The sequence below is a fragment of the Demequina sp. genome, from assembly GCF_049841215.1.
Taxonomy (GTDB): domain Bacteria; phylum Actinomycetota; class Actinomycetes; order Actinomycetales; family Demequinaceae; genus Demequina.
On record NZ_JASGEO010000014.1, the window covers coordinates 190,529 to 213,398 of the forward strand.

Genomic DNA, 22,870 nt, shown 5'->3' on the forward strand with positions numbered 1-22,870 from the left:
GTTAGGCGTTGCTCCCCCGCGGAAACGGCATCCCCTCGATCGCTTCGCGCTCCGCGGCCTGTACAGACCGCGGATAGAACGTCCGGTACTTCCGGATCTGATTCAGCTGGTGTGCGGCCACATACGCGAGCCGGCGCGGATGACGCTCAGCAGGGTTCCACAAGGGGTTCTTCACAGATCCAGAGCGCCGCAACGCCTTCACCCGCGCGCGGATATCCGCATCGATGACATACCGATCCATGATCCACCGCGGCACCACCGTGAACACCGCCTGCTTCTGCGGCCCGCCGCACTCCTCTTCTGAGGGGGGCAGCCCCAGCAGCCAGTCCCGCACATACGCCACGGCCGGGTTCACCCCGGATGCCGTCACAAAGTAGTTGGAGCGAGACAACCGCGGATTGAGCTCAAAGAACACCAGCTCGCCGGTGCGCGGATCCACTTTCATATCTGGGCTGGCAAACCCGCGCCACCCAATGCCCTCAAGAAGTCGCAGGAACGGCTCGATCGCGGCGGGGGCGGGCTCGGTCAGCACAATCGACGAGTTCCCCACCGTGGACGGCGTGTGCTCCTGCAGCAGCACGTGCCCGTAGACCGTCCACTCCACGGCGCCAGCGCTAGAGCAGTACGTGTTGAAAATCCTCAAACCCGCATCGTCGCCAGGGATGAAGTCCTGCACGATGAACGCGTCCCGATACCCCGCCTCAACCACCCGCCCCAACAGGTCCACCAGCTCGGCGGGCGAGGCCACGTACGCAACCTTCTCCTTGCCTGCGAACTCCACCGCGTGGAATGCGCCAGAGTCGGCCGCCTTGGCCACCACAGGAAACGTCAACTCCGAGAACAACCCGGCCCCAGCGTCGGGCACCCCGGAGCCAAGCGAAACGACCACCGTGCGCGGGTGTGCCAGCCCGTACTCCACGCACAGTTCCGCGAACGCCTCCTTGGACGTGACACGATCCAGCAGCTCCTTGTCCACGTAGGGGACGACGTACTCGGGCAGCTGCTCGCGGTTCTCCACGAGGATCCGCACCAGCCAGTCCGCGCTGCCCATCGCGATGAGCGCGGCCCCGGGATGAGCGGCGGCAATGCGCTTGAGCGCCGCCACGGCGACCTCAGGCGAGTCCATCCCCGGCTCCACGACGTTGATGACGATGGCGCTGTCCCGCACCGTGCCGCCAAGCGCCGTCGACATGATGATCGACTTCACCCCAAACGCCTCGTGGAACGCGCGCGCGAGCGAGTACCCGCCGATATCCCCGCCCAGGATCACGGGCAGCAGGTTCTTGCCCTCAACGAGGTGCGCGAACGGCGCCGCCATCAGAACCCGCTGTCCGTGGCGTTGGGGTAAAACTCCTTGTACTTGCGCGTGAGCCGCCAGTCCAGCGCCCGTACATATGCCCGACGCTTCAGCGAGCCATCGCCCTTGCGGTACCTGAGCGGGTGGAACAGTCCGCTGCGCTGCTTGGCTTTGTCCACACGCTCGCGGAGCGCGGGGTCAAGCAGGTAGTGAGTGAGCAGTTTGTAGGGGACCACGGAGTAGAGGATCTCCGTGGTGACCGTGTGCGCCTTGGCCGGCTCCTGCTCCTGATGTGGGAGCAGATCCTGCACGGCGATCTGAGCCACGTTCACACCCGCGGCCGTCACGTAGTAGTTGTTGCGACCGATTCGGGGGTTCTGCTCAAAGAACACGCGCTCGCCCGTGCCCGAGTGGATCTTGTAGTCAAAGTTGGCGAAGCCAAAGTAGTTGGTGTGGTCCAGGATGCGGCTCGCGTCCGCGAAGGCATCGGCGTCCTCGCCCGTGAGGATCGCGGCGGGTATGCCGATGGTGCCGGGGGTGTGCTCTTCGAGCAGCACCTGGCCGCCGGCGAGCAGCGTGATCTCTCCTTTGGAGTCCCGGTAGGCGGTGAGGGAGCGCATGTGCGTCTCGTCGCCCGGGATGAACTCCTGGAGCAAGAACTCGCTGGGGTACTGGAGTGTGTCCAGGTGCTCCAGGACTGTGGTGAGTTCTGCCAGGGACTCGAAGTGGTGGATCTTGGCCTTGCCGGGGAAGTGCGCCTGGAACCAGTCCGCACTGATCGCGGGCTTGCCAATGACGGGGAACTGGATGCCCAACTCCTCGATGCGGGAGGCGACGTCGCGCGCGGGGGTGCCCACAGCGTCGGGCCGGAAAACCACGTCAATGGTGAGCGGGGTGCGGACGCCCACGGCTTTGGCGGCGGCGGCGAACGCGACCTTGGAACTCACGAGGTCGAAGGTGGCGAGGTCGCACAGGGGCACCACCCAGCGGGGGTCGAGGTCTGCGCGGTGCTGCGCGAGCGCGCGCACGTGCCAATCGAGGTTGGTGAAGAGCATGAGGTCGTGCTCTGTGTGGTCCTTGGCGAGCTGGTTGAGGCGCTCGATGAGGACGGCCGGGGTGTGGATGTTGGGCTCGATGAGCCAATCGCCCAGAGTGGAGTAGCGGCCAAACGTGGTGGTGTTCTGCGACAGGACCGTGGGGCGCCAGCCGTAGCGTTCGTGGGCGGCGCGCAGGAACGCGTAGACGCCGATGTCGCCGCCGAGGCCGACAAGGAGCACAGGCTTCACGCTGTTCCTAACTGTCTGGGTGCGAGTTGAGTCTAGTCGGGGGTCATGTGGGGCCTCCCGCACGATCCCCCAGCCCCGAATGGGTCTTGAGTCAGGCTATTGGCCCCTATAGCCGGAACCAGAACCCATTCGGAGGCCCGGGTGGGCGGCGTACGGGACTTATCCACAGCGTCGGGCATCCTCATTCGCTAATGTCGCCGCCGCCCGGTACCCTTGTTCGGTGGCAATTGCCACATGACGACACCCTCCTGCCACGGAAAGTCCGTGGCCGCATGAGTCCAGAGGAGGTGGGTATCAATGCGTCAGTACGAAATGATGGTCATTCTTGACCCTGAGGTAGAAGAGCGCACGGTTCAGCCGTCGCTTGAGAAGTACCTGACGGTGATCACGGGAGACAGCGGCACGGTCGACAAGCTCGACATCTGGGGCCGTCGTCGTCTCGCGTATCCGATCAAGAAGAAGGCAGACGGCATCTACGCGGTGATCAACTTCACCTCGGAGTCCGCCACGGCCAAGGAGCTCGAGCGTCAGCTGGGCCTCAACGAGTCGATTCTTCGCACCAAGCTGCTGCGTCCGGACGCTCACTAGTCCAGACACAACCCACAACCAAAGGGAACTCACATGGCAGGCGACACTCAAATCACCGTGGTTGGCAACCTCACGGGCGACCCCGAACTGCGATTCATCCAGTCCGGTGCGGCCGTAGTGAACTTCACGGTGGCGTCCACTCCCCGCACGTTTGACCGTCAGTCGAACGAGTGGAAGGACGGCGAGACCCTGTTCATGCGCTGCTCCCTGTGGCGCGAGGCCGCGGAAAACGTGGCCGAGTCGCTGACCAAAGGCATGCGCGTCATCGTGACGGGCCGCCTGGTGTCGAGGTCGTGGGAGGCCAACGGCGAGAAGCGCACCGTTACCGAAATGCAGGTCGACGAAGTTGGTCCCTCGCTGCGTTACGCCACCGCAAAGGTGAACCGTACCCAGCGTTCTGGGGGGCCCGACGGCGGTGGCAGCTTTGGCGGTGGCGGCGGCTATTCGCAGGCCCCAGCTGGTGGATCGGCAAACGACCCGTGGGCATCCGCCCCGGCGTCTGACGAACCCCCGTTCTAAATCTTCTTTCTATCTTCTTCAGGAGTTTCAACATGGCTAAGAACGACATTCGCAAGCCGCGCAAGAAGGTCAACCCGCTGAAGGCCGCCAAGGTCTCCACAATTGACTACAAGGACACCGCGCTGCTTCGCAAGTTCATCTCTGACCGCGGCAAGATCCGTTCGCGTCGCGTCACCGGTGTCTCCGTCCAGGAGCAGCGTGACATCGCCCGTGCCATCAAGGTGGCGCGCGAGATGGCGCTTCTCCCCTACGCCGGCTCCGGCCGCTGATCGGGGGCGTGCTCTTATGGCAAAGGTAATCCTCACGCACGAGGTCAACGGCCTCGGCGTTGCCGGTGACGTCGTTGACGTCAAGGACGGTTACGCACGCAACTTCCTCGTCCCCCGCAAGCTGGCCACGCCATGGTCCGCGGGTGCCGAGAAGTCCATCGAGGCGATGCGCAAGGCGCGCCGCGCTCGCGAGCTCGCTTCCGTCGAGGACGCTCAGGCTGCACGTTCGGCGCTCCAGGCGTCGCCCGTGGTCGTGTCCGCGAAGGCCGGCGAGTCCGGTCGCCTGTTCGGCGCCGTCACCACCGGTGACATCGCCGAGGCGATCGGTTCGCGTGCCGCCGTAGACAAGCGTCGCATCCAGATCGCCCAGCCCATCAAGGCTGTTGGCGACTACCAGGTGAAGGTCTCGCTCCACGACGGCGTCGTGGCGACCGTGGACGTTCAGGTGGTCGCAGCCAAGTAAGGCTGTTCAGACTGCTGGTGAGGCCCGGCTTCCCTGCGCCGTTCAAAAGGCGCCGGGGAGTCGGGCCTTGCTGCATCTGCCCTGGGCTGCTGCGTCTGCCCGGCGCCCAGGCGCGCTACACCCCTTGAGTGCGTGAGTGTCGGTTCTGGCCGAGATCGAGCACCCAGGCACTCAGGGAGTGTGCGAGCGAGCCGCAGGCCCCGCCCGCTCCCCTCCCGCTCGCCTCCCGTTTCGCCCCCAGCCGAACCCGCCTCCGCCTCCAGCCGCTGCGCTCTGTGAGTGCGTGAGTGTCGGATCTGGCCGAGATCGAGCACTCAGGGACTCAGGGAGCGCGCGGCCCGGCGTCGCGAGGCGCGGCGGCGGCGTCACGAGGTGCGAGGAGGGATCCGGACTGGCGTCGCGACGGCGGCGCTAGGTGCGCCACGACTCGCGTCGCGACGGCGGCGCTAGGTGCGCCACCACCCGCACCACACCACCTCAACCAGGCACGATGGCGGCACGATGAGGGACCAGCACAGGAGGCACATTTCACCTCGCCGCGCAAGCCGCGACACGCCCGACGCGCGACACGCCGAGAACTTCAACCTCAGGTTTATCCCCATAGCGACGTTCGGTAAAACCCCAGGTAAACGCCCTAATACGCCATACTCCCCCGAGTAATTCACACAAGTTTCCACAGCGCCCTCGGTGGCGTCTGCACACGTCATCCACCGGCTGTCCACGAGAAATTCGCAGTAACTCACAGGCCCGTAAGCACTCCGGTCGTGGCCGCCACGCGACCGCGATACTCTCGCGTGTCAGACCCCGGAGCAACACTGTAGGCAGACAGGCGCGAAGGTCCGAGGGTGAGGGAGAAATGATGCGCGAGGCGGTGTCCCATGTCGGTCGATGAGTTGGCAGCGGCGTACGGCTCGCGCCCCGCCACGTATGACCGCGTGCCGCCGCAGAACGTCGACGCGGAGCAGTCCGTGTTGGGCGCGATGATGCTCTCCAAGGACGCGATGGCGGACGTCGTCGAGGTGGTGCGCGGCGATGACTTCTACCGCCCGGCGCACGAGACCATCTTCGACACCGCGGTCAAGCTCTACAACTCCGGTGACCCGGTGGACGCCCTCACCGTGGGCGCCGAGCTCCAGAAGAGCGGCCAGATCTCACGGGTTGGTGGAGCCGAGTACCTCCATACCCTTATTGCCGCCGTACCCTCCGCAGCGTCGGCCGGTTACTACGCGCGCCTGGTGCGCGAGCAGTCCATCCTGCGTCGCCTCGTTGAGGCCGGCACGCGCATCGCCAACATGGGCTACGACGCCGACGGCACCGAGGTTGACGACGTCGTCGACGGCGCGCAGGCGGAGATCTTCGCGGTCACCGAGCGGCGTAACTCCGAGGACTACCTCGCGGTGGGCGACCTCATCGAGCGCACGCTCGAGGAGGTCGAGGCGGCCTCCAAGCACGACGGCTCCCTGCGCGGCGTACCCACCGGCTTCGACGAACTCAACGACCTCACGGGCGGCTTCCAGGGCGGCCAGATGATCGTCATCGCGGCTCGTCCCGCCATCGGTAAGTCCACGCTCGGCCTCGACATCGCGCGCGCCGCGTCGATCGGTGCGGGCAAGGCGTCGGTCATCTTCTCCCTCGAGATGAGCCGCGAGGAAATCACCAAGCGCATGCTGTCCGCGGAGTCGGGCGTGAAGCTCACCAAGCTCACCAAGGGACCCATGGGCCCCAACGACTGGGAGGCGCTCGCCACCCACGCCGCGCGCGTGGCCAAGGCGCCGCTCTACATCGACGACAGCCCCAACATGTCGCTCATGGAGATCCGCGCCAAGTGCCGCCGCCTCAAGCAGCAGCACGACCTCCAACTGGTCGTCATCGACTACTTGCAACTCATGAGCTCTGGCCGCAAGGTCGAGTCCCGCCAGCAAGAGGTCAGCGAGTTCTCCCGCGCCCTCAAGTTGCTCGCCAAGGAGATCAACGTCCCCGTCATCGCGATCTCCCAGCTCAACCGTGGACCCGAGCAGCGCGGCGACAAGAAGCCCATGCTCTCCGACATGCGCGAATCCGGCTCCATCGAGCAAGACGCCGACATCGTCATCCTCCTGCACCGCGAGGACGCCTACGACTACGAGGCCCGCCCCGGCGAGGCCGACTTCATCGTCGCCAAGCACCGCGGCGGCCCCACCGCCACCATCGCCGTGGCCTTCCGCAAGGACGTGGCGCACTTCGCCAACATGCCGTCGGGTATGTAAGGGGGGCGCAGGCATCTGCCCGACGCTACGGCTGGCTGAGCGCTATACCTCGCCCTTACGCTCCAAGTACTTCATCGAGATGTACCCAAGCGGGATGTTCAGGAAGTGCGTGATGAAGCGGTAGATCAGCACTGCGGAGAACGCGACACCATACGGAATGCCAAGGCTCGTGAGCGCTGCGGTGAGCGCGAGTTCGACTGGCCCAACACCGCCGGGAGTTGGCACGACGGCGCCAACGGCGTTTCCGATGAAGAACACGATCGCCAAGTCCACGATCTTGACAGACTGGCCAAACGCCTCGAGGGAGGCGTAGAACGCGCCGATGTAGCCCACGGTCATGAGCAGGTTTCCGCCCAGGCCAAGACCAAGCCGCCACGGCTTGCTAAGCACTTGGGACAGTCGGGGCCACGTCTGGCTCACGACGGGCATGACCTTGCCCAGCGCGAACTTGCGCACGCGGGGAACCAGTAGTGCGAGCGCCAACACCACGATCGTGATGCCCACGCCGATGAGCACGGCGGTCGAGGGCAGATTCGCCAGAGTGTCCGGCGAGCCGGTCAGCAGCGTCAGCGTTACGAGGCCAATCACCGTGACCACCACGGAGCTCACCTGAATGAGCGCCACGGTCGCGAGGCCAAGCGGTGTCGCCACCCCGCGGCGAGACAGCATCCGCATGTTGAGGGCCGCAGGCCCCACCCCGGCAGGGGCGGCAAGGGCCACGTAGGTCGCGGCCACCTGCGCAAGGAACGCACTGATGAACGGCAGACGCACAGGGCTGAATGCCATGAGAGTCAGCGCCGCACCCACATACGTGGCGAAGCTCCACACGAGTGCCGCCAGCAGCCACCACAGGTTCGCGTCTCGCAGGGCGGTGATGAGTTCCGTGGTGTTGAAACCGGCCATCACCACGATCGCGACGATCGCGAGCACCGCGGTGATGATGGTGCGGGCGCCAAAGCGCGTGATGTTCTGCGTGTCCACGTTGGCATCGGGCAGCTTGTTGAGGATGCCTTCGCGCAGCTCTTCGAGCAGCTTGACCGGCCTGGCCGCCTTGAGCTCGGCGCGCGTCACGCCAGGAAGCGCAACTGGCTGGATGAGCGGCGCGAACTGCTCCACCTCTTCGCTGGACAGGCAGCGGAAGGCCGAGGCGAGCGCTCGCTCCACCCCTACTTTGGTCGCGAGCATCGCGAGCACCTGCGCGCGGTCGATGCGAATCGCAAGGTCGGAGGCGGCCACTTCGCCAAGGTCCCAGGCGGTGAGCCACACGGACGGATCGTCCGCCTCCTGCTCCCCGGAGACGAGCACCGTCTCCGATGACAGGTTGCGGTGCGCGATGTTGGCGCTGTGCGCCACCTCCACCTGGTTCCACAGGGCGTCGAGCACGGCGTCGGTCATGTCCTCCGCAGAGGCCTGCGCAACGGTTGTCGCGACCGGGGGCCGCTGGTACACCGTGATGAAGGTGTCGCGAGCGGCCGCCATCCCAAGCACTCGCGAGGTGCGAACCCCCGCTGTGCGCGCGGCGTGACTGACCAACGCGGTGGCCTGGGCGCTCGCCCGCAGCGACACATCCGCTCGCGTGTTGATGCCGCGCAGCCGCAGCGTGCCCCACAGCTTGGTGAGGAAGCCCGCTGCATGCTGATCACCGTCGATCGCCACGCCGATGAGGTGGTGGTTCTCGCGCGTAGTGATGGCGTAGATGCGGGCCGCGCGCGAGCGCGCAATGGCCGCCGTCATGGGGTCGATGCCCTCGGGCGTGTAGTTGTTCGTAGCGTCGGCGCGCACGAGTCGTCGCGGCTCAAACCCTGCCCGCCGAATCCCGTCCACGAGCGCGTCGCCGTAGGCGCGGTCGGCGTTCGAGCCCACCGCATAGCGAGCCGCAAGGCCAGCAACGCGGCCGATGAGGATCGTCAGGATCGCCGCAGGCGCCGTGACGATTCCGGTGACCACGCCGATCGCGGACCCCACCCACAGCAGCGTCCATGACCACGTGGTCGTCCGCCCACCTAGTCGCGTCCCCGACGCCGTCACCATCGCCGACACCGCCGAGATATAGGCGGGCAACTGCAGGCTCGTGGTGCCGTCGGCATTTCGAATGGACAGCGACGAGAGCAGCGGCTCGGAGGCAAAGCTGAGCAACAGCAAGGCGGCAATTCCGGTGAGCATGAAGCCCACCACGGACGCCCCGATGATCTCGAGGATTCGTCGCGGCTCCTTGCGAATCGCGAGCGCGATGATCACGTACCCAGGGATGACGATCGTGATGATGCCGCTGATGATGTTGACCGGCGCCACGAGCAGCCGCTGCACGAACGACGACACCCCCTGGATGTCCTCGGTAATGCCCGCCGACGTTTCTTGCGCATACGCCGAAATCAGCAGGGTCAGCGCAATGCCTAGCGACGTCGCAATTAGCGAGATGAGATCGGTGAAGCGATGCACTCTGGTGAGCGGGGAATCGATCACCTGCACCGCTTGCTGGGGCTTTTCTATGCCCGACGCTGGGGTCACCTGAGCGCGCGCAGTTGCGTCAGCATCGGCGGCCATAGGGGGAGTCTATGCGGACGTGCCCTAAACCAGGCCGAGCGCAACGAGCCACTCGTGCGGCACTACTTCGGGGCCGACGAAGCTCACGAAGTCGAGCAGGAAGTGCGCGACCATCAGCGGCATCAGACGGCGGCGCTTGTAGAAGACCCAGGCGAACACCAGGCCCATCGCCACATTGCCGAGCGCCATGGGCCAGCCTTGGTAGAGGTGGTACGAGCCGCGCAGCAGCGCCGAGGCGATAAGGATCGCCGGCAGCGACCACTTCAACTGCTCCAGTCGCGTCACGAGGTAGCCCACCACGATGGTCTCCTCGAGGATCGCGGCCGCGGCCGCGGCGGTGAGCAACACGGTGGACGCCCACCAGGACTCCGGAAGTCCGGAGGTGTCGATGTGCACGTTCTGGCCAATCGCGCGGCCAAGGTAGTAGACGCCGAGACCGGGGATGCCGATGCACGCGGCCAGGACGGCGCCGAGGCCCACGTCCTTCCACCACGCGCGCGCGGGCCCCACGAGCCCAAGGATGCGGGTGGCGCGGGTTCCGTGTGAGCCGAGCAAGTAGATGGCCAGCGCCACGGGCACGAGCGCGAACGTGATGGATAGCACCTGGTAGATGAGGTCAAAGATGTCGATGCTGGAGCGGGACGGGTTGATCGTCGTGGCCTGATCGCCCACGGGGGTCTCCGCGGCGTACCGCTCGGCGAGTTTCACAATCGCGTAAATGCCGCTCTTGCCAAGCGACAACCCCAGCACGATGAGAATCTCGGCACGCAAGCGGCGACGCGAGGGGAGAGCCGCCCCAGCGTCGGGCCCTTGCGAAGCAACAGCGGTGTCCATGGTCACGGACACAGTAACGACTGGACCGCCCGCAATGTCGCCGCCACAAACGTCTGAACCACTATCTCGGCATTTCGCTGGCACCTCAGCCGAAAAAAGCCTCGTAGTGGTTCCGACGTTTGTCGTGGCGGCGCGCTTCCACCCAACGATTCATGATTCCCGCTGCGTTCTTCAGACAGACTTTGCAATTGGGGAGGACGCATGGCTCGCTGGGAACCGGTGCTCGATGAGGTGATGCGTGAGCGCGCGCCCCGCCTGCTCGCCTACGCGGCACTCCTCACCGGCGACGACGCCGAGGCCCAAGACGTGCTCCAGGACGCGCTGGTTCGCTCTTTCTCCAGGGGCCGCGCGTTCGACAACGCGAACCTCGCGGAGGCCTACGTGCGCCGCACCATCCCCAGCGTTTTCATTGACCGGCTCCGCAAGCGCAAGGCCGCTGAGCGGGCTCATGATCGAGACGTGGCGATCGGGGGGCGCCACGTCTTAACAACGGACCGTGACGTCGTCATGGATGTCCGCGCCGCGCTTGCCGCCCTGCCGCCACAGGAGCGGGCCTGCGTTGTGCTGCGCTTCTATGACGACCTCACGGTGCCGCAGATTTCTGCCCAACTGGGCGTCGCAGAGGGAACTGTGAAGCGGTACTTGAGCGACGCGTCGGGCAAATTGGCGCGGATTCTTGGCGAGGAAGTCGATGCCTCAACCGAGGCGGAGGGGGTTCCGGTGGTCACGCCGGAGATGAAGGGAGCAAAGCCATGACAGCACTGCACGCGCGGCTTGACGCCGCAGTAGATGTGGATTCGATGAGGTTCAACGGCGGCGAGTACGCCGACGCCCGGTTTGGCGCGGTGAAGGGGCGCATTGCCCGACGCCGTGCCGCCAGGTCTGCGGGTATCGGTGGCGCGTCTCTGGTGGGCGTTGGGGCCGTCGCCTTTGGTGCCGGGCAGGTGCCGTGGAGTGGGTTTGTGCTTGGCTCGCCTGCGGGCGGAGGCGAAGAGCTCTGCACTCCGACCCCAGGTGTCGTTGTCGCGAAGCCATTCGTGCTTCCCACGCCGCCAGGGTTCGGCATCATCGACGAGGCGACGAGTTACGTCTACTTCGTGGACTGGGACGCCGACGGCAATCCCAGGGCACGGAACATGGACGGCTCCCTCACAACGTTTGAGACCACCGACGGGCGCACGGAACTTGTGCTCGAGTCGGGAGCTCGACTGCTCTTGCCCGAGGGTGGTGGAGTGCAAGCGCCAGAGGGCGTGACAGCGATGCCCATTAACGATCTTGAGGACGTGGTGACGCCTGGGCCCGCAAGCGCCGACCCCAATGGCAGCCAGATTCCAGGCGCCGGAGGCACAGAGCTTGACTCGTGGCTGCTCCTTCAAGACGGCGAACAACTCGCCAAGGCGGACTTCGACGGCTCCACGCTCACCTTTGCGTTCATGAGCGGTGAGACTGTTGAGTTCGATGTCGCTGAACTTACGGCGGACGAACAGTTGAGCATGGGTCTTGCCAACGGGGGCGAGCTGCAGTTCATGTTTGACGGCGGAACACTCACCATCGTTAACGCCGAGGGCGCGGTGACGTGCGAGAGCCAGGCACCGAGCGCTTCGCCGAGCGCGTCTGTGTCACCCAGCGTGTTGCCCAGCGTGAGTGAATCGGCGGTTCCTACTACGAGCCCCGCGGCGGCAGTGGACTCGCCGTTCTATTGCAAGGCCGAGATCGCAACGGAGGAGCACGGGGACGCGGATCTCCAGGTGACGAGCGTCACCACGGTGCCTTCGGCGGAAGTCAACGCGGAAATTGACGGGATTGTCGAGAACATTGGAGATGACTTCTGGGATCGCGCCACCGCGGACGAGGTGCTCAAGGTGGACCTTGACACCGGTCCCGCGGCGAGCGACCCGCCGCAGTCCGGTGCTGGCTCTACGTGGCCCGGGGACCCGCGCGACCTGTGGGATCTCGGTTACATCATGACCGATGGCGACGGCGCGGCGTTCGCGAGGGGCCTTGGCTTCGTCGCGGTGCGTGACGGCGTCGTGGTCGGCGTACTTCCTGACGACTCAAGCGCAGGGGGCCACGTGTACGAGGACGGCATGGACCCCGACCCCTCTGCCTACCTGCTCACTCCCGACGATGCCTTCGAGGCATGCCCGGGCGTGGACTTGGGCGATGACTGGGACATGTACGCAGTTGCCGGAGAGATGTACGCGGACGAAGACGGAGTCGTGGAGGCGCCAGTCTTCGCGTGGAAGAAGATCGACCTCCAAGGCTGAGCTCAGCCCCCGCCGCTCCTGCCCCCAACCGTTTGGTGCGCAGCTCACGTTGTTGAAGTGAGATGCTCAACCAAACGAAGGGGTAGGGGTGGCGCACTGGGAACCGATCCTCGATCAGGTCATGCGAGAGCGGGCCGCACGCCTGCTCGCGTATGCCGCGATGGTGACCGGCGACGATGCGGAAGCCCACGACGTGCTCCAGGAGGCGCTCGTACGGAGCTTTTCCAAGCGTCGGGCCTTCGCTCACGTCAACGCCGCAGAGGCGTACGTGCGCAGGGCCATTCCCACCGTCTACCTGGACGGATTGCGCAAGCGCAAGAGCCGTGAGCGCAATCACGCCCGCGCGTATGAGCGGGACGCGGCGACAACCCCGGACGTGGAAGCCCAGGTAGACGTGCAACGCGCGCTCGCGACGCTGTCACCGCGCGAACGCGCATGCGTGGCGCTGCGCTACTTCGACGACTGCACCGTGCAGCAAGTGGCGCACCAGTTGGGCATCGCGGAAGGAACCGTCAAGCGGTATCTGTCCGACGCTACGGCCAAGTTGGCCATTCAGCTCGGCACCGCGGAGGGACAGAACCCGGAGGCCGACCATGTGCCGGTGCTCCCAACTGGGAAGGTGGGCCGCTGACATGCCCGATGAACTCAAGGACGCGTTGCTTGGGGGTTTGGACGCGAAGCGGCAGCTCTTTGCGGACGAGGACTTCGCCGGCGAATTTGGGCGCGGGGTGGCTGGACGCGTGAAGCGTCGCCGCGCCCTGTCCGCGACTGCGGCTGGCGGAGTGTCGTTGGCGGGCGTTGGTGCGGTGGCCTTTGGCGCGAGCCAGGTGCCGTGGTCGGGGTGGGTGTTTGCGGGGCCGGCAGCGTCGCCCTACGTGGTGTGCACCACGTCAACGCCCGACGCTGTGGAATCCACGACGGAGACCTCGTGGCCACCCAAGATTTTCACCTTCACGGATTCTTCGGATGGTTCGACGGCGGATGTCGCGTTGTCGGCGGACGAGGACCCGGTGCTGCAGACGGAAGGGGCGGCGCTCGTTGCGCTCGAGGATGGCAAGTACCGCCTCACCCTTCCCAATGGTGCGCAGGCGACCATCGGGTTCGGCATCTTCTTGGTCGGGCTGCCAGAGGGTACGGACCCCAACGACTACCTCACCGTTTCGGTGTTTGACGGGGACGTCGACGTCACGTCGCACCGCGCACAGAGCGCTGTGGACACAGGTTCAGGCGATGCGCTACACGTCTCGCCAATCCCATCGCCCTCCGGGAGCGTGGTCTGGGCCGTGTCCGTGGGTGATGAAGAGGCGCCCCACCTCATAGCGAACATCTCGATCGATCTTGAGACACAGGAGGTCCTCGGCTCGCTGCCTAGCGGCGACTCGACGGTTCTGACTCCCAACAGTGGCGGGGTGTATGCGCTGCAGATCGACGAGGGCAAGCAAGTCACGTTCACCGTCATCAACGACCACCTGGAGCTGACCAGCACCTCACTAGAACCAGCTCAAGCGCCGGCGGTGACGTGTGTGACTATCACGCCCGAGCCGGGTGAGAGTGCGGCGGCAACGACCTCTCCGGCTATCAGTGCGCAAGCTACGGTGACTCCTGACCCGCGGGTGAGCGACTCCTTTGGCAACCCAACCGCAACTGGCATCGACCCGTTCACGTGCGGCACCCAGCTCGGCACGTTCGGGCACGGCTCCGACACGTTTGAAGTGGTGAGCGCGGGTTGGAAGTCCGCCCAAGAGGTCGACGCGGAGTTCTTGGCGCTGTACTCAGATCCCCCATCCGTACCTCAAACGCAAGCCGCTGGCCCGCTGCCGGTGGCCGCCTTTCAGAGTGACTATTGGGAGGACGCAGGAGTGAACACGACTGGCTACGAAGTGCAGACGTTCGGCGACCCGGCCACCCAGATGACCACAAGCGGGTCAGACCCAGACGAGGACAAGCTCGTCGTGGGCACCACCTTCATCGCGGTGCGCGACGGCGAGGTGGTGGGCTTGTACCGCGCGGGCAATGTTAACAGTGGCGCGTACGCCCATGGAGAGTTGTCTCCACCACGACTCTGGGGACTCACGGATCCTGCTGATGCGCTCGTGGCGTGCGCCGACGGCTCGCTTGACGCCCCGTGGGACCTCTACGCAGTTGGGGGCGTCGCGCGGTTCGACGGACTCGAATGGACTGGCCCGGAGTACGCGTGGCAGAAACTCGACCCCGCGGAGTGACTCAGGCCCTGCGACTTCGCGTAGGGTGACGGGCTACTGCGCGCAGGGTGGCACCTACTAGAGGTAGTCGCGAACTAGCCGCTCCGCCAATCCCACGTACGTGCCAGGGGTGAGCTCGGACAACCGCTCAGCCACAGCGTCGGGCAGGCCAAGGGTGCCAACGAACTCACGGATCGCGGCGGCGTCAATCTGCTGGCCGCGCGTGAGTTCCTTGAGGCGCTCGTAGGGCTTGTCCATGCCGGGGACGCCGGCGATGGACGCGGCGCGCATTGCGGATTGGATGGGCTCGGCGAGGACTTCCCAGCTGGCGTCGAGGTCCGCGGCAAGCGCGGCCTCGTTCACGGACAGCGTCTTGAGCCCGCGCGCGACGTTGTCAATCGCGAGCAGCGAGTGGCCAAACGCCACGCCAATGTTGCGCTGCGTGGTGGAGTCGGTGAGGTCACGTTGAAGCCGCGACGTCACCAGGGTGGAGCCCAGCGAGTCAAAGAGCGCTGCCGAGATCTCGAGGTTCGCCTCCGCGTTCTCGAAGCGGATGGGGTTGATCTTGTGCGGCATGGCGCTGGAGCCGATCGAGCCCGGCGCAGCGGCCTGCGCAAAGTAGCCGAGCGAGATGTACGTCCACACGTCCGTGGTGAGGTTGTGCAGGATGCGGCCAAAGCGCGCGACGTCCGCGTACAGCTCTGCCTGCCAGTCGTGGCTCTCGATCTGCGTGGTGAGCGGGTTCCACGTGAGACCAAGGCCCTCCACGAACGTGCGCGAGACGGTGATCCAGTCGGTGCCCGGCACGGCCGCGGTGTGCGCGCCGTAGGTGCCCGTGGCGCCGTTGATCTTGCCCAGATACTCGGCGCCCTCGATGCGGCGCAGCTGGCGGCGCAACCGGTGAGCGAGTACTGCGAGTTCCTTGCCCAGCGTGGTAGGGGTTGCGGTTTGCCCGTGCGTCCGCGAGAGCATCGGCAAACCGGCCGACGCCGTGGCCAGGTCCGCAATCTGTGTCACCAAGTCTTGGGCGGCGGGAAGCCAGACTTCGCTCACCGCCCCCTTCACCATGAGTGCGTAGGAGAGGTTGTTGATGTCCTCGCTCGTGCAGGCAAAGTGAGTTAACTCACTTAGATTCTCGAGGGACGTGCCGACGAGGCGACGCTTGATGTAGTACTCGATCGCCTTGACGTCGTGGATCGTCTCGCGCTCGATCTCCGCGTGCTCGGCGATGCCGTCCGCATCGAACCCGGCAGGGATCGCGCGGAGCAGCGCCACCTCATCGGAGGTGAGCTCGCGCGTGCCCAGCACCGCGTTCGTGGCGCACAAGTGGATGAACCACTCCACCTCCACGTGCAGGCGCTGGCGGTTGAGGGCGGGCTCGCTGAGGTGGTCAACGAGCGGCGCCACGGTGCGGCGATACCGGCCGTCAAGCGGACCAAGGGCGATGGGCGGGGTGATCTCGGCGAGCGGCGTCCAGTCAGTCACGTCCCCATTCTTCCATGGCATAGGAGTTCTCCACAGGTACCCCCGGTGGCCTCCCTGCAGGCCCGACGCTCTGGCTAGGTTTGCCTCCATGGATGACCTGGCAGCCACTCACGCCGCGCTCAGTCGCGCCATCGACGACGTGCAGGTCGCGATTGCCAAGGTGCGGCACGCGCAAGAGGTGGACTGGCGTTCGGTGTTCGCCACTCGCTATCGAGAGGAGCTCTACGCCACCATCCAGGACCTCACGCAGTTCCGCGACCGCCTCTCCGCGGCCAGGGACGGGGTGGCGTGACGGAGCCGATCTGGTCCACGGGCGGCGCGGGCGGGGAGCGCGCCGTCACGGAGGATCTCGAATGGGCGGTCAGCGCATTGCGTGCCGCCGCGGATCATGTCGCCTCCGCCCGGCTGGAGGTGGCGCGAAGGCGCGCGGCTATGGAGCTCAGCCACAGCGTCGGGCATGCGGGAGCGAGTGCGGCGTTGGCGAGCCTTGCGTTCGGGCCCGCGGCGCGAGTTGAGGCAGAGCTCGACGACACCGCGAGCCGGCTGGCCAAGGTGACGCACGCGTACCTCGACGCGGAGCGGCGAGCCAGGCAGAAGGTGACTCGCATTGAAGCCGTTGTTGAGGCTGGGGAAGACCTGCGAGGTCGCGGGATGTGGCTTGGCCAGGTTGCGCTCGCGGGGGTGGCCGCCGTGTCGACGCCCGGCACGGCTCTCATCGCCACAGGCAACGGCGGCGCCATCACGGGGCTGCTTCCTGATGACGCGCCACCAACCACCGGCACGCTGACCCGCGACTCGGTGGAGGGCACGCTGAGCTTCGCTCAGTACGCCGTGGTGGTGGCGCTGCTTGCGCGAGTCGCGGCGGCGCTAGAGGGGTGGCTTGGGGAGCCCGGGTTCTTCGCGGCCCACGGCAGCGTCGTTGACGCGCAACCCGCTGCGAGCGTCGAAGACGTGATGCATCGGCTGCGCGAGACGGAACTCGTGAATGACGGCTCCATTCGCATTGAGCGATGGACGGACCAGAGCGACGTTACCCACAGGATTGTCTATCTGCCTGGCACCGAGGATTGGCTGTTCTGGGACGGCAACCCGGTAGACGTTGAGGCGGACTTGGCGCTCATGGCGCGGCAGATGCCCCAGATGGCGGACCTTGTGGCGGCGGCGCTTGTCGCCGACGGGGCCGATCCCAACGAGCCGGTACTGCTCGCTGGCCATTCCCTTGGCGGGATCCTGGCCACGGCGCTCGCAGCCAACCCGGACTTCACTCGGCGGTTCAACGTCCGCGCGCTCGTCACGGCCGGCTCTCCCGTGGGCCGCATCACGGTGCCTTCCACGGTCAGCGCGCTCCACCTCGAGGGCACCAGAGACATCGTCCCTGGCCTCGACGGCAAGCCCAATCCCGACACCCCCACGCGCGTCACCGTGCATCACGACGCGCGGCGCTCTGAACTGCCGGAACTCGCCGGAGAGGGAACATCGATCGGTTCAGCGCATCACCTCGACACCTACGGGCAGACGGCGCGGCTCGTAGATGAGGGACTCACCGAGTCGACGGACGCGTGGATGCGAGATGCCGCGGAGTTCTTCGATGAGACCAAGGAGGTGACGGTCACCGAGTACACCCCGGTAACGCGGTAGTGCCTAGAAGGTCTGCTCCCTGCGCTGTCCAGCGCCAGGAATGAGCGCCTGCAGAATCGCGGTCACGATCGCGAGCACCAGCGCTGCCCAGAACGTCTGCCAGAAGTCGCCAAGCGTGAGTTCCACTCCCGGGATGATGCCCGTGAACCACGAGGCCAGCCACAGAATCGCCCACGAGATCAGCAGCGAGAACAGCCCAAGCGTCAGGATCAAGCACGGCAACGCGAGGAACGTCAGCAGCGGTCGCACCAGGGCGTTCATGCCCGCGATCACCATGCCGATGACCAGGAACACGAGCGCGCGCTTCCACCAGTCACTCTCGCCGCCTTCCACCACCACGTCGAACCACGAGATGAGCGTCACCACCCACACGGCCACGGCGGTCAGGGCGGAGTTCAACAGGAATCGCATGGCTCGCATTCTTCCACGCGCCTGACACACTGAACCTATGAGCACCCCCGCGCCTCGCCCGGCCATCGCCGCCCTCCCCGCGTACGTCCCCGGCGCACGCGGTGGCGACGGCCCCGCCCCGATCAAGTTGTCCTCGAATGAGAGCCCGTATGGCCCGTTGCCTTCCGTGCTTGAGGCGATCGCCGCTGGTGCCGCCGCGCCTCAGCGCTATCCGGACATGGGCGCCTCTGCATTGCACGCTCGCTTGGCTGAGGCCTGCGGCACAACGCCCGACGGTGTGGTTGCGGGGGCCGGTTCGGTTGCCGTCCTCGCGCACATCCTTCAGGCCTACGCGGGCGCAGGCGATGAGGTGGTCTTCGCGTGGAGGAGCTTTGAGGCGTACCCCATTCTGGTGGCCATTGCGGGTGCCGAAGCGGTGCGCGTGCCGCTCGATGCGGATGCGCGGCACGACCTCGATGCGATGGTTGCCGCGATCACGGACAGCACCAAGGTGGTGCTGGTGTGCTCGCCCAATAACCCCACCGGCCCGGCGGTGCACGCCGACGAGTTCGCGGAGTTCATGGCGCGGGTGCCTTCGTACGTAGCGGTGGTGCTGGACGAGGCGTACGGCGAGTACTCGCGTGACCCGCACGCGGTTCGCGGCGCCGACCTCCTCGCCAGCTACCCCAACCTGTTGGTGCTGCGGACGTTCTCCAAGGCGTACGGACTCGCGGGCATGCGCGTGGGATACGCGCTCGGCTCTCCCGAGTTGCTCGCTCCGATTCGCGCGGTCGTGACGCCGTTCTCGATCACCGAGCCGGCCCAGGCCGCCGCGATTGCGTCGCTCGACGCGGTGGACGAGTTGCTCGAGCGGGTGGACTTGACGGCGGCCGAGCGCTCACGAGTGTTGGCTGGCGTGCGCGAACTTGGCTGGGACGCCCCGGAGACTGACGGCAACTTTGTGTGGCTCCCCGCTGGCGACGGCACGGCCGATGTTGTGGCCGCGCTGGGCGCGCTGCCCACCCCAATTCTGGTGCGGCCCTTCGCGGGAGAGGGAGTGCGCATCACGATCGGCACTCCGGACGAGAACGACGCGCTGCTTGCTGCGTTGCCCGGGCCAGCCGCCTCCTAACTGGCGCCTATCGCGCGAAAGCCGCCACGCCGTCGGGCCGTTGCACTTGCAACCTACGGTTCCGTAGCCTACGCTTGCGTAAGTTACGAAACCTTGGGGGGAACCACCCCAGCCCGGAGGAATCCATGGACGCTGTTGGTCCGCTGTCAGACGACGGCCTTATCCGTCTGCTGAACCACACCGGTGAGCGCGAGGAGCACGAGTTCTTCTCGCCGTACGCCGCCGACCTCACGCCTGAGAAGCTGCGCGAGTTCTACCGCTCCATGGCGCTCACGCGCGCCTTCGACATGGAGGCCACGAGCCTGCAGCGGCAGGGCGAGCTGGGCCTGTGGGTGCAGTCATGGGGCCAAGAAGCGGCGCAAGTGGGCTCGGGCGCGGTGGTGCGCGGCGACGACTACGTCTTCCCCAGCTACCGCGAGCACGCGGTGGCCCTGCAGCGCGGCGTTGACTTGCCGCAGATGCTCAAGATTTTCCGAGGACTCAAGCACGGAGCGTGGAACCCTGCGGACCACAACTTCCACCTCTACACGCTTGTCATAGGCGCCCATACCCTGCATGCAACCGGCTATGCCATGGGTATGGACCGTGACGGCCTCGTCGCAAGTGGCGATCCCACGCGCGACGCGGCCGTCATCACCTACTTTGGCGACGGCGCCACGGCGCAGGGTGACGTCAACGAGGCGCTCGTGTTCGCCTCCGTCTACAACGCCCCCGTGGTGTTCTTCTGCCAGAACAACCAGTTCGCGATCTCGGAGCCGACCACGCGCCAGGCCCGCGTGCCGCTCGCAGAGCGCGGCAAGGGTGTTGGCATGCCGTCCATCCGCGTGGACGGCAACGACGTCATCGCCTCCTACGCGGTCACCAACTGGGCGATGCAGTACGCGCGTTCCGGCGCCGGGCCGGTGTTCATCGAGGCGTTCACGTACCGCATGGGTGCGCACACCACCTCCGACGACCCCACCCGCTACCGCACCAAGGCCGACGAGGCCTACTGGGCCGAGCGCGACCCCATCTCGCGACTGGTCGCCTACTTGCAGTCCATCGGCGAGCTCCCCGACGAGTTCGTCGACGAGGTTGCCGCCGAAGGCAAGGAGCTCGCCCGCCGCACCCGCGAAGAGGTGAGGTCGTGGGAGCCTGGCCCCAACGTCGGGATGTTTGAGAACGTGTACGCCGCGCCCCACGCCACCGTGGAGGCGGAACGTGCCTGGTACGAACGCTTTGAGCGCTCGTTTGTTGAGGCCCACTGATGGCTGACACCCTCACGTTCGCTGGAGCGATCAACGCGGGCCTGCGCGCCGCCATGGAGCGCGACCCCAAGGTGCTACTCATGGGCGAGGACATCGGCGCGCTCGGCGGCGTCTTCCGCGTCACGGACGGCCTGCACAAGGACTTCGGCGGCGACCGCGTCATGGACACGCCGCTCGCGGAATCCGGCATAGTCGGCACCGCGATTGGCCTGGCACTGCGCGGCTACCGGCCCGTGGTGGAGATCCAGTTCGACGGCTTCATCTTCCCCGCCTACGATCAGATCACCACGTCGCTCGCGAAGCTGCACGCGCGCTCTGGTGGCGAGCTCACCGTGCCCGTCGTCATCCGCGTCCCCTACGCGGGCGGCATCGGCGCCATCGAGCACCACAGCGAAAGCCCCGAGGCGCTCTTCGCGCACGTCCCCGGCTTGCGCGTCTGCACGCCCGCCACGCCGCAAGACGGCTTCGACATGATCCAGCAGGCCATCGCCTCGCCGGACCCGGTGCTGTTCTTTGAGCCCAAGGCCCGCTATTGGGATAAGGGTGAGGTGGGCGTTGAGCGGGTTGCGCGCCAGCTCGCCGCGCCCGACGGTGCGCTGGCTGGCACCGCGGAAATGGGCACGGCCCGCGTTGCCCGCGAAGGCGCGGACGTCACCTTGGTTTCCTACGGCCCGACGGTGCGGCTGGCTTTGCAGGCCGCTTCCGTTGCGGAAGAGTCAGGGATTTCGGCGGAGGTGATCGACCTGCGCTCGCTGTCGCCGCTGGACTCCGACGCGGTGGTGCGATCCGCCAAGAAGACGGGCCGCGTGGTGGTCATCCACGAAGCGCCCACCGCGTACGGCGCGGGCGCGGAAATCTCCGCTCGCGTATCCGAACAGGCCTTTTTCCACTTGCACGCGCCCGTGCTCCGCGTGGGAGGCTTCCACGCGCAATACCCTGGAGCCAAGTACGAGCACGAGTACCTGCCGAACATCGACCGTGTACTCGACGCCGTAGACCGCGTCGTCGCTCATTAAGGAGGCTTGGGATGCCCAAGTTCCAGATCTTCAACCTCCCGGACGCAGGCGAAGGCCTCACCGAGGCCGACATCATCACGTGGCTCGTCGCCGCTGGGGACACCGTTGAGGTAAACCAGCCGATCGTCGAGATCGAGACCGCGAAGTCCTTGGTGGAGCTGCCTTCACCGTACGACGGCGTGATTGCCGAACTGCTCGTCGCCGAGGGCGAGACTGTGGATGTTGGCGCGCCGATTGTGCGATTTGAGGTTGAGGGTGAGGATGTCACCCTGCGCGAAGACGCAGGGCCTGATGTCACCCTGCGCGAAGACGCGGGGCCTGAGCCCGCACCGGTTGTGGAAGCGCCGGCTCCCGAGCCAGCCCCCGCCCAAGTTGCCGCTCCCGCCCAAGCCGAGTCAGCGTCGGGCGCCGTGCTTGTTGGCTACGGCGTGAAGGCGGGTAGCGCTAAGCGGCGCGAGCGCGTTGGCGACCTGGAGCCGATTGGCGGCGAGGACGACGACTTCCCCGTGCTGGCCAAGCCTCCGGTGCGCAAGCTCGCGGCTGACCTGGGCATCGACCTCACCACCGTGACGCCGAGTGGCCCCGGTGGAATCGTTACCAGGGAAGATGTGGAGCAGCACGCCAAGGCGACGTCGGCGAAGGTGCTCGCGACGTATGAGGCGGACGACCAGCCGTGGCTGGAGTCGGGAGTCTCGACGCCCGATGGTCGCGCCACCCGCGTGCCTGTGAAGTCGGTGCGCAAGCGCACCGCGGAGGCGATGGTCGCGTCCGCGTTCACGGCGCCGCACGTCACGGTGTTCCAGACCGTGGACGTCACCGCGACGATGGACCTGGTGGCCAAGCTCAAGACGGACCGCGAGTTCGCGGACGTGCGCGTCACCCCGCTACTGATCGTGGCGAAGGCGCTGCTGCTCGCCGCGCGCAGGCACCCGGAGATCAACGCCAGCTGGGATGACGCCGCGCAAGAGATCGTCTACAAGCACTACGTGAATCTGGGCATCGCGGTGTCGACGCCGCGCGGCCTTGTGGTGCCGAACATCAAGGACGCGCACCGGTTGCCCTTGCACGGTCTCGCATCGCGCATTCAGGACCTCACGGCCGAGGGGCGCGCGGGACGCACCACTCCCGCCGCGATGTCCGACGGCACCATCACCATCACCAACGTGGGTGCGCTGGGCATCGACACCGGCACGCCGATCCTCAACCCCGGCGAGGCCGCGATCCTCGCCTTCGGCGCGATCCGCGAGCAGCCGTGGGTGCACAACGGCGAGATCCAGATCCGCTGGGTGACCCAACTGGCGCTCTCCTTCGATCACCGGCTTGTGGATGGCGAACTGGGGGCGCGCGTGCTTGCGGACGTGGCGCGGGTCATGAACGACCCCGCGCACGGGCTCGTCTGGGGCTAAGTTTGGCAAGTGACCGGCGCGAGTCGCCGCACGCCTCCGGAC

21 protein-coding genes are annotated in these 22,870 nt (G+C 66.4%); 15 read left to right on the forward strand and 6 right to left on the reverse strand.

Annotated elements, in window-relative coordinates; translation table 11 throughout:
* Position 1: 1 nt before the first annotated feature.
* Both QM618_RS08710 and QM618_RS08715 read right to left on the reverse strand, forming a co-directional pair.
* Positions 2–1,318 (reverse strand): carboxylate--amine ligase, encoded by a 1,317-nt coding sequence (locus QM618_RS08710; protein WP_428097139.1) that lies wholly within the window; start codon positions 1,316–1,318, stop codon positions 2–4.
* On the reverse strand, positions 1,318–2,583 hold the full coding sequence (locus tag QM618_RS08715; RefSeq protein ID WP_428097142.1) for a carboxylate--amine ligase: 1,266 nt from the start codon (positions 2,581–2,583) through the stop codon (positions 1,318–1,320). The genes QM618_RS08710 and QM618_RS08715 overlap by 1 nt, the downstream gene beginning before the upstream one ends.
* A gap of 297 nt (positions 2,584–2,880) precedes the next feature.
* Between QM618_RS08715 and rpsF the strand changes: the two genes are divergently transcribed.
* From rpsF to dnaB, 5 genes are all read left to right on the forward strand, one after another.
* Complete coding sequence (gene rpsF / locus QM618_RS08720) at positions 2,881–3,171, forward strand: 30S ribosomal protein S6 (RefSeq protein WP_428097146.1); 291 nt, start codon at positions 2,881–2,883, stop codon at positions 3,169–3,171.
* A 33-nt stretch (positions 3,172–3,204) separates the two neighbouring features.
* The gene (locus QM618_RS08725) at positions 3,205–3,690 is read left to right on the forward strand and encodes a single-stranded DNA-binding protein (protein WP_428097149.1); all 486 of its coding nucleotides are present in this window, start codon (positions 3,205–3,207) and stop codon (positions 3,688–3,690) included.
* Between the two features lie 32 nt (positions 3,691–3,722).
* Positions 3,723–3,959: a 30S ribosomal protein S18 gene (rpsR, locus tag QM618_RS08730; protein ID WP_428097153.1), complete on the forward strand. Its 237-nt coding sequence runs from the start codon at positions 3,723–3,725 to the stop codon at positions 3,957–3,959.
* A gap of 16 nt (positions 3,960–3,975) precedes the next feature.
* Positions 3,976–4,422, forward strand: coding sequence for a 50S ribosomal protein L9 (rplI, locus tag QM618_RS08735; protein ID WP_428097156.1), 447 nt, complete (start codon positions 3,976–3,978; stop codon positions 4,420–4,422).
* Between the two features lie 878 nt (positions 4,423–5,300).
* Positions 5,301–6,668, forward strand: a complete 1,368-nt coding sequence (gene dnaB, locus QM618_RS08740) for a replicative DNA helicase (protein WP_428097158.1) — start codon at positions 5,301–5,303, stop codon at positions 6,666–6,668.
* Positions 6,669–6,710: 42 nt separating this feature from the next.
* Here the strand turns inward: dnaB and QM618_RS08745 are convergent, their stop codons facing one another.
* Positions 6,711–9,212, reverse strand: a complete 2,502-nt coding sequence (locus tag QM618_RS08745) for a lysylphosphatidylglycerol synthase transmembrane domain-containing protein (RefSeq protein WP_428097162.1) — start codon at positions 9,210–9,212, stop codon at positions 6,711–6,713.
* Between the two features lie 24 nt (positions 9,213–9,236).
* Positions 9,237–10,046 carry a CPBP family intramembrane glutamic endopeptidase gene (locus tag QM618_RS08750; RefSeq protein WP_428097167.1) on the reverse strand — a complete coding sequence of 270 codons (810 nt, stop codon included), beginning with the start codon at positions 10,044–10,046 and terminating at the stop codon, positions 9,237–9,239.
* A gap of 201 nt (positions 10,047–10,247) precedes the next feature.
* Here QM618_RS08750 and QM618_RS08755 point away from each other — a divergent pair, with 201 nt between their 5' ends.
* The 4 genes from QM618_RS08755 to QM618_RS08770 all read left to right on the forward strand — a co-directional run bounded on the left by QM618_RS08755 (position 10,248) and on the right by QM618_RS08770 (position 14,535).
* Complete coding sequence (locus QM618_RS08755) at positions 10,248–10,802, forward strand: sigma-70 family RNA polymerase sigma factor (protein ID WP_428097173.1); 555 nt, start codon at positions 10,248–10,250, stop codon at positions 10,800–10,802.
* Complete coding sequence (locus QM618_RS08760; RefSeq protein WP_428097176.1) at positions 10,799–12,313, forward strand: hypothetical protein; 1,515 nt, start codon at positions 10,799–10,801, stop codon at positions 12,311–12,313. Before QM618_RS08755 ends, QM618_RS08760 begins: the two co-directional genes overlap by 4 nt.
* Before the next feature lie 88 nt (positions 12,314–12,401).
* Complete coding sequence (locus tag QM618_RS08765) at positions 12,402–12,944, forward strand: sigma-70 family RNA polymerase sigma factor (RefSeq protein WP_428097179.1); 543 nt, start codon at positions 12,402–12,404, stop codon at positions 12,942–12,944.
* A gap of 1 nt (position 12,945) precedes the next feature.
* Entirely contained in the window at positions 12,946–14,535 is a 1,590-nt protein-coding gene (locus QM618_RS08770; protein ID WP_428097182.1) for a hypothetical protein, read from the forward strand.
* 57 nt (positions 14,536–14,592) lie between these two features.
* Here the strand turns inward: QM618_RS08770 and purB are convergent, their stop codons facing one another.
* Positions 14,593–16,020, reverse strand: coding sequence for an adenylosuccinate lyase (gene purB / locus QM618_RS08775; RefSeq protein ID WP_428097185.1), 1,428 nt, complete (start codon positions 16,018–16,020; stop codon positions 14,593–14,595).
* Positions 16,021–16,087: 67 nt separating this feature from the next.
* On the opposite strand from purB, the gene QM618_RS08780 reads away from it, so the two are divergent.
* Positions 16,088–16,291 carry a hypothetical protein gene (locus QM618_RS08780; RefSeq protein ID WP_428097188.1) on the forward strand — a complete coding sequence of 68 codons (204 nt, stop codon included), beginning with the start codon at positions 16,088–16,090 and terminating at the stop codon, positions 16,289–16,291.
* On the forward strand, positions 16,288–17,637 hold the full coding sequence (locus tag QM618_RS08785) for a hypothetical protein (RefSeq protein ID WP_428097192.1): 1,350 nt from the start codon (positions 16,288–16,290) through the stop codon (positions 17,635–17,637). Before QM618_RS08780 ends, QM618_RS08785 begins: the two co-directional genes overlap by 4 nt.
* 3 nt (positions 17,638–17,640) lie before the next feature.
* On the opposite strand, the gene QM618_RS08790 is transcribed toward QM618_RS08785, so the two are convergent.
* Positions 17,641–18,048, reverse strand: a complete 408-nt coding sequence (locus QM618_RS08790; RefSeq protein WP_428097197.1) for a phage holin family protein — start codon at positions 18,046–18,048, stop codon at positions 17,641–17,643.
* A 37-nt stretch (positions 18,049–18,085) separates the two neighbouring features.
* Between QM618_RS08790 and hisC the strand changes: the two genes are divergently transcribed.
* From hisC to QM618_RS08810, 4 genes are all read left to right on the forward strand, one after another.
* Positions 18,086–19,159, forward strand: a complete 1,074-nt coding sequence (hisC, locus tag QM618_RS08795) for a histidinol-phosphate transaminase (RefSeq protein WP_428097200.1) — start codon at positions 18,086–18,088, stop codon at positions 19,157–19,159.
* A 125-nt stretch (positions 19,160–19,284) separates the two neighbouring features.
* Positions 19,285–20,406, forward strand: a complete 1,122-nt coding sequence (locus QM618_RS08800; protein WP_428097203.1) for a thiamine pyrophosphate-dependent dehydrogenase E1 component subunit alpha — start codon at positions 19,285–19,287, stop codon at positions 20,404–20,406.
* The gene (locus QM618_RS08805) at positions 20,406–21,422 is read left to right on the forward strand and encodes an alpha-ketoacid dehydrogenase subunit beta (protein WP_428097207.1); all 1,017 of its coding nucleotides are present in this window, start codon (positions 20,406–20,408) and stop codon (positions 21,420–21,422) included. The genes QM618_RS08800 and QM618_RS08805 overlap by 1 nt, the downstream gene beginning before the upstream one ends.
* A gap of 11 nt (positions 21,423–21,433) precedes the next feature.
* Entirely contained in the window at positions 21,434–22,828 is a 1,395-nt protein-coding gene (locus QM618_RS08810) for a dihydrolipoamide acetyltransferase family protein (protein ID WP_428097210.1), read from the forward strand.
* Positions 22,829–22,870: the final 42 nt, after the last annotated feature.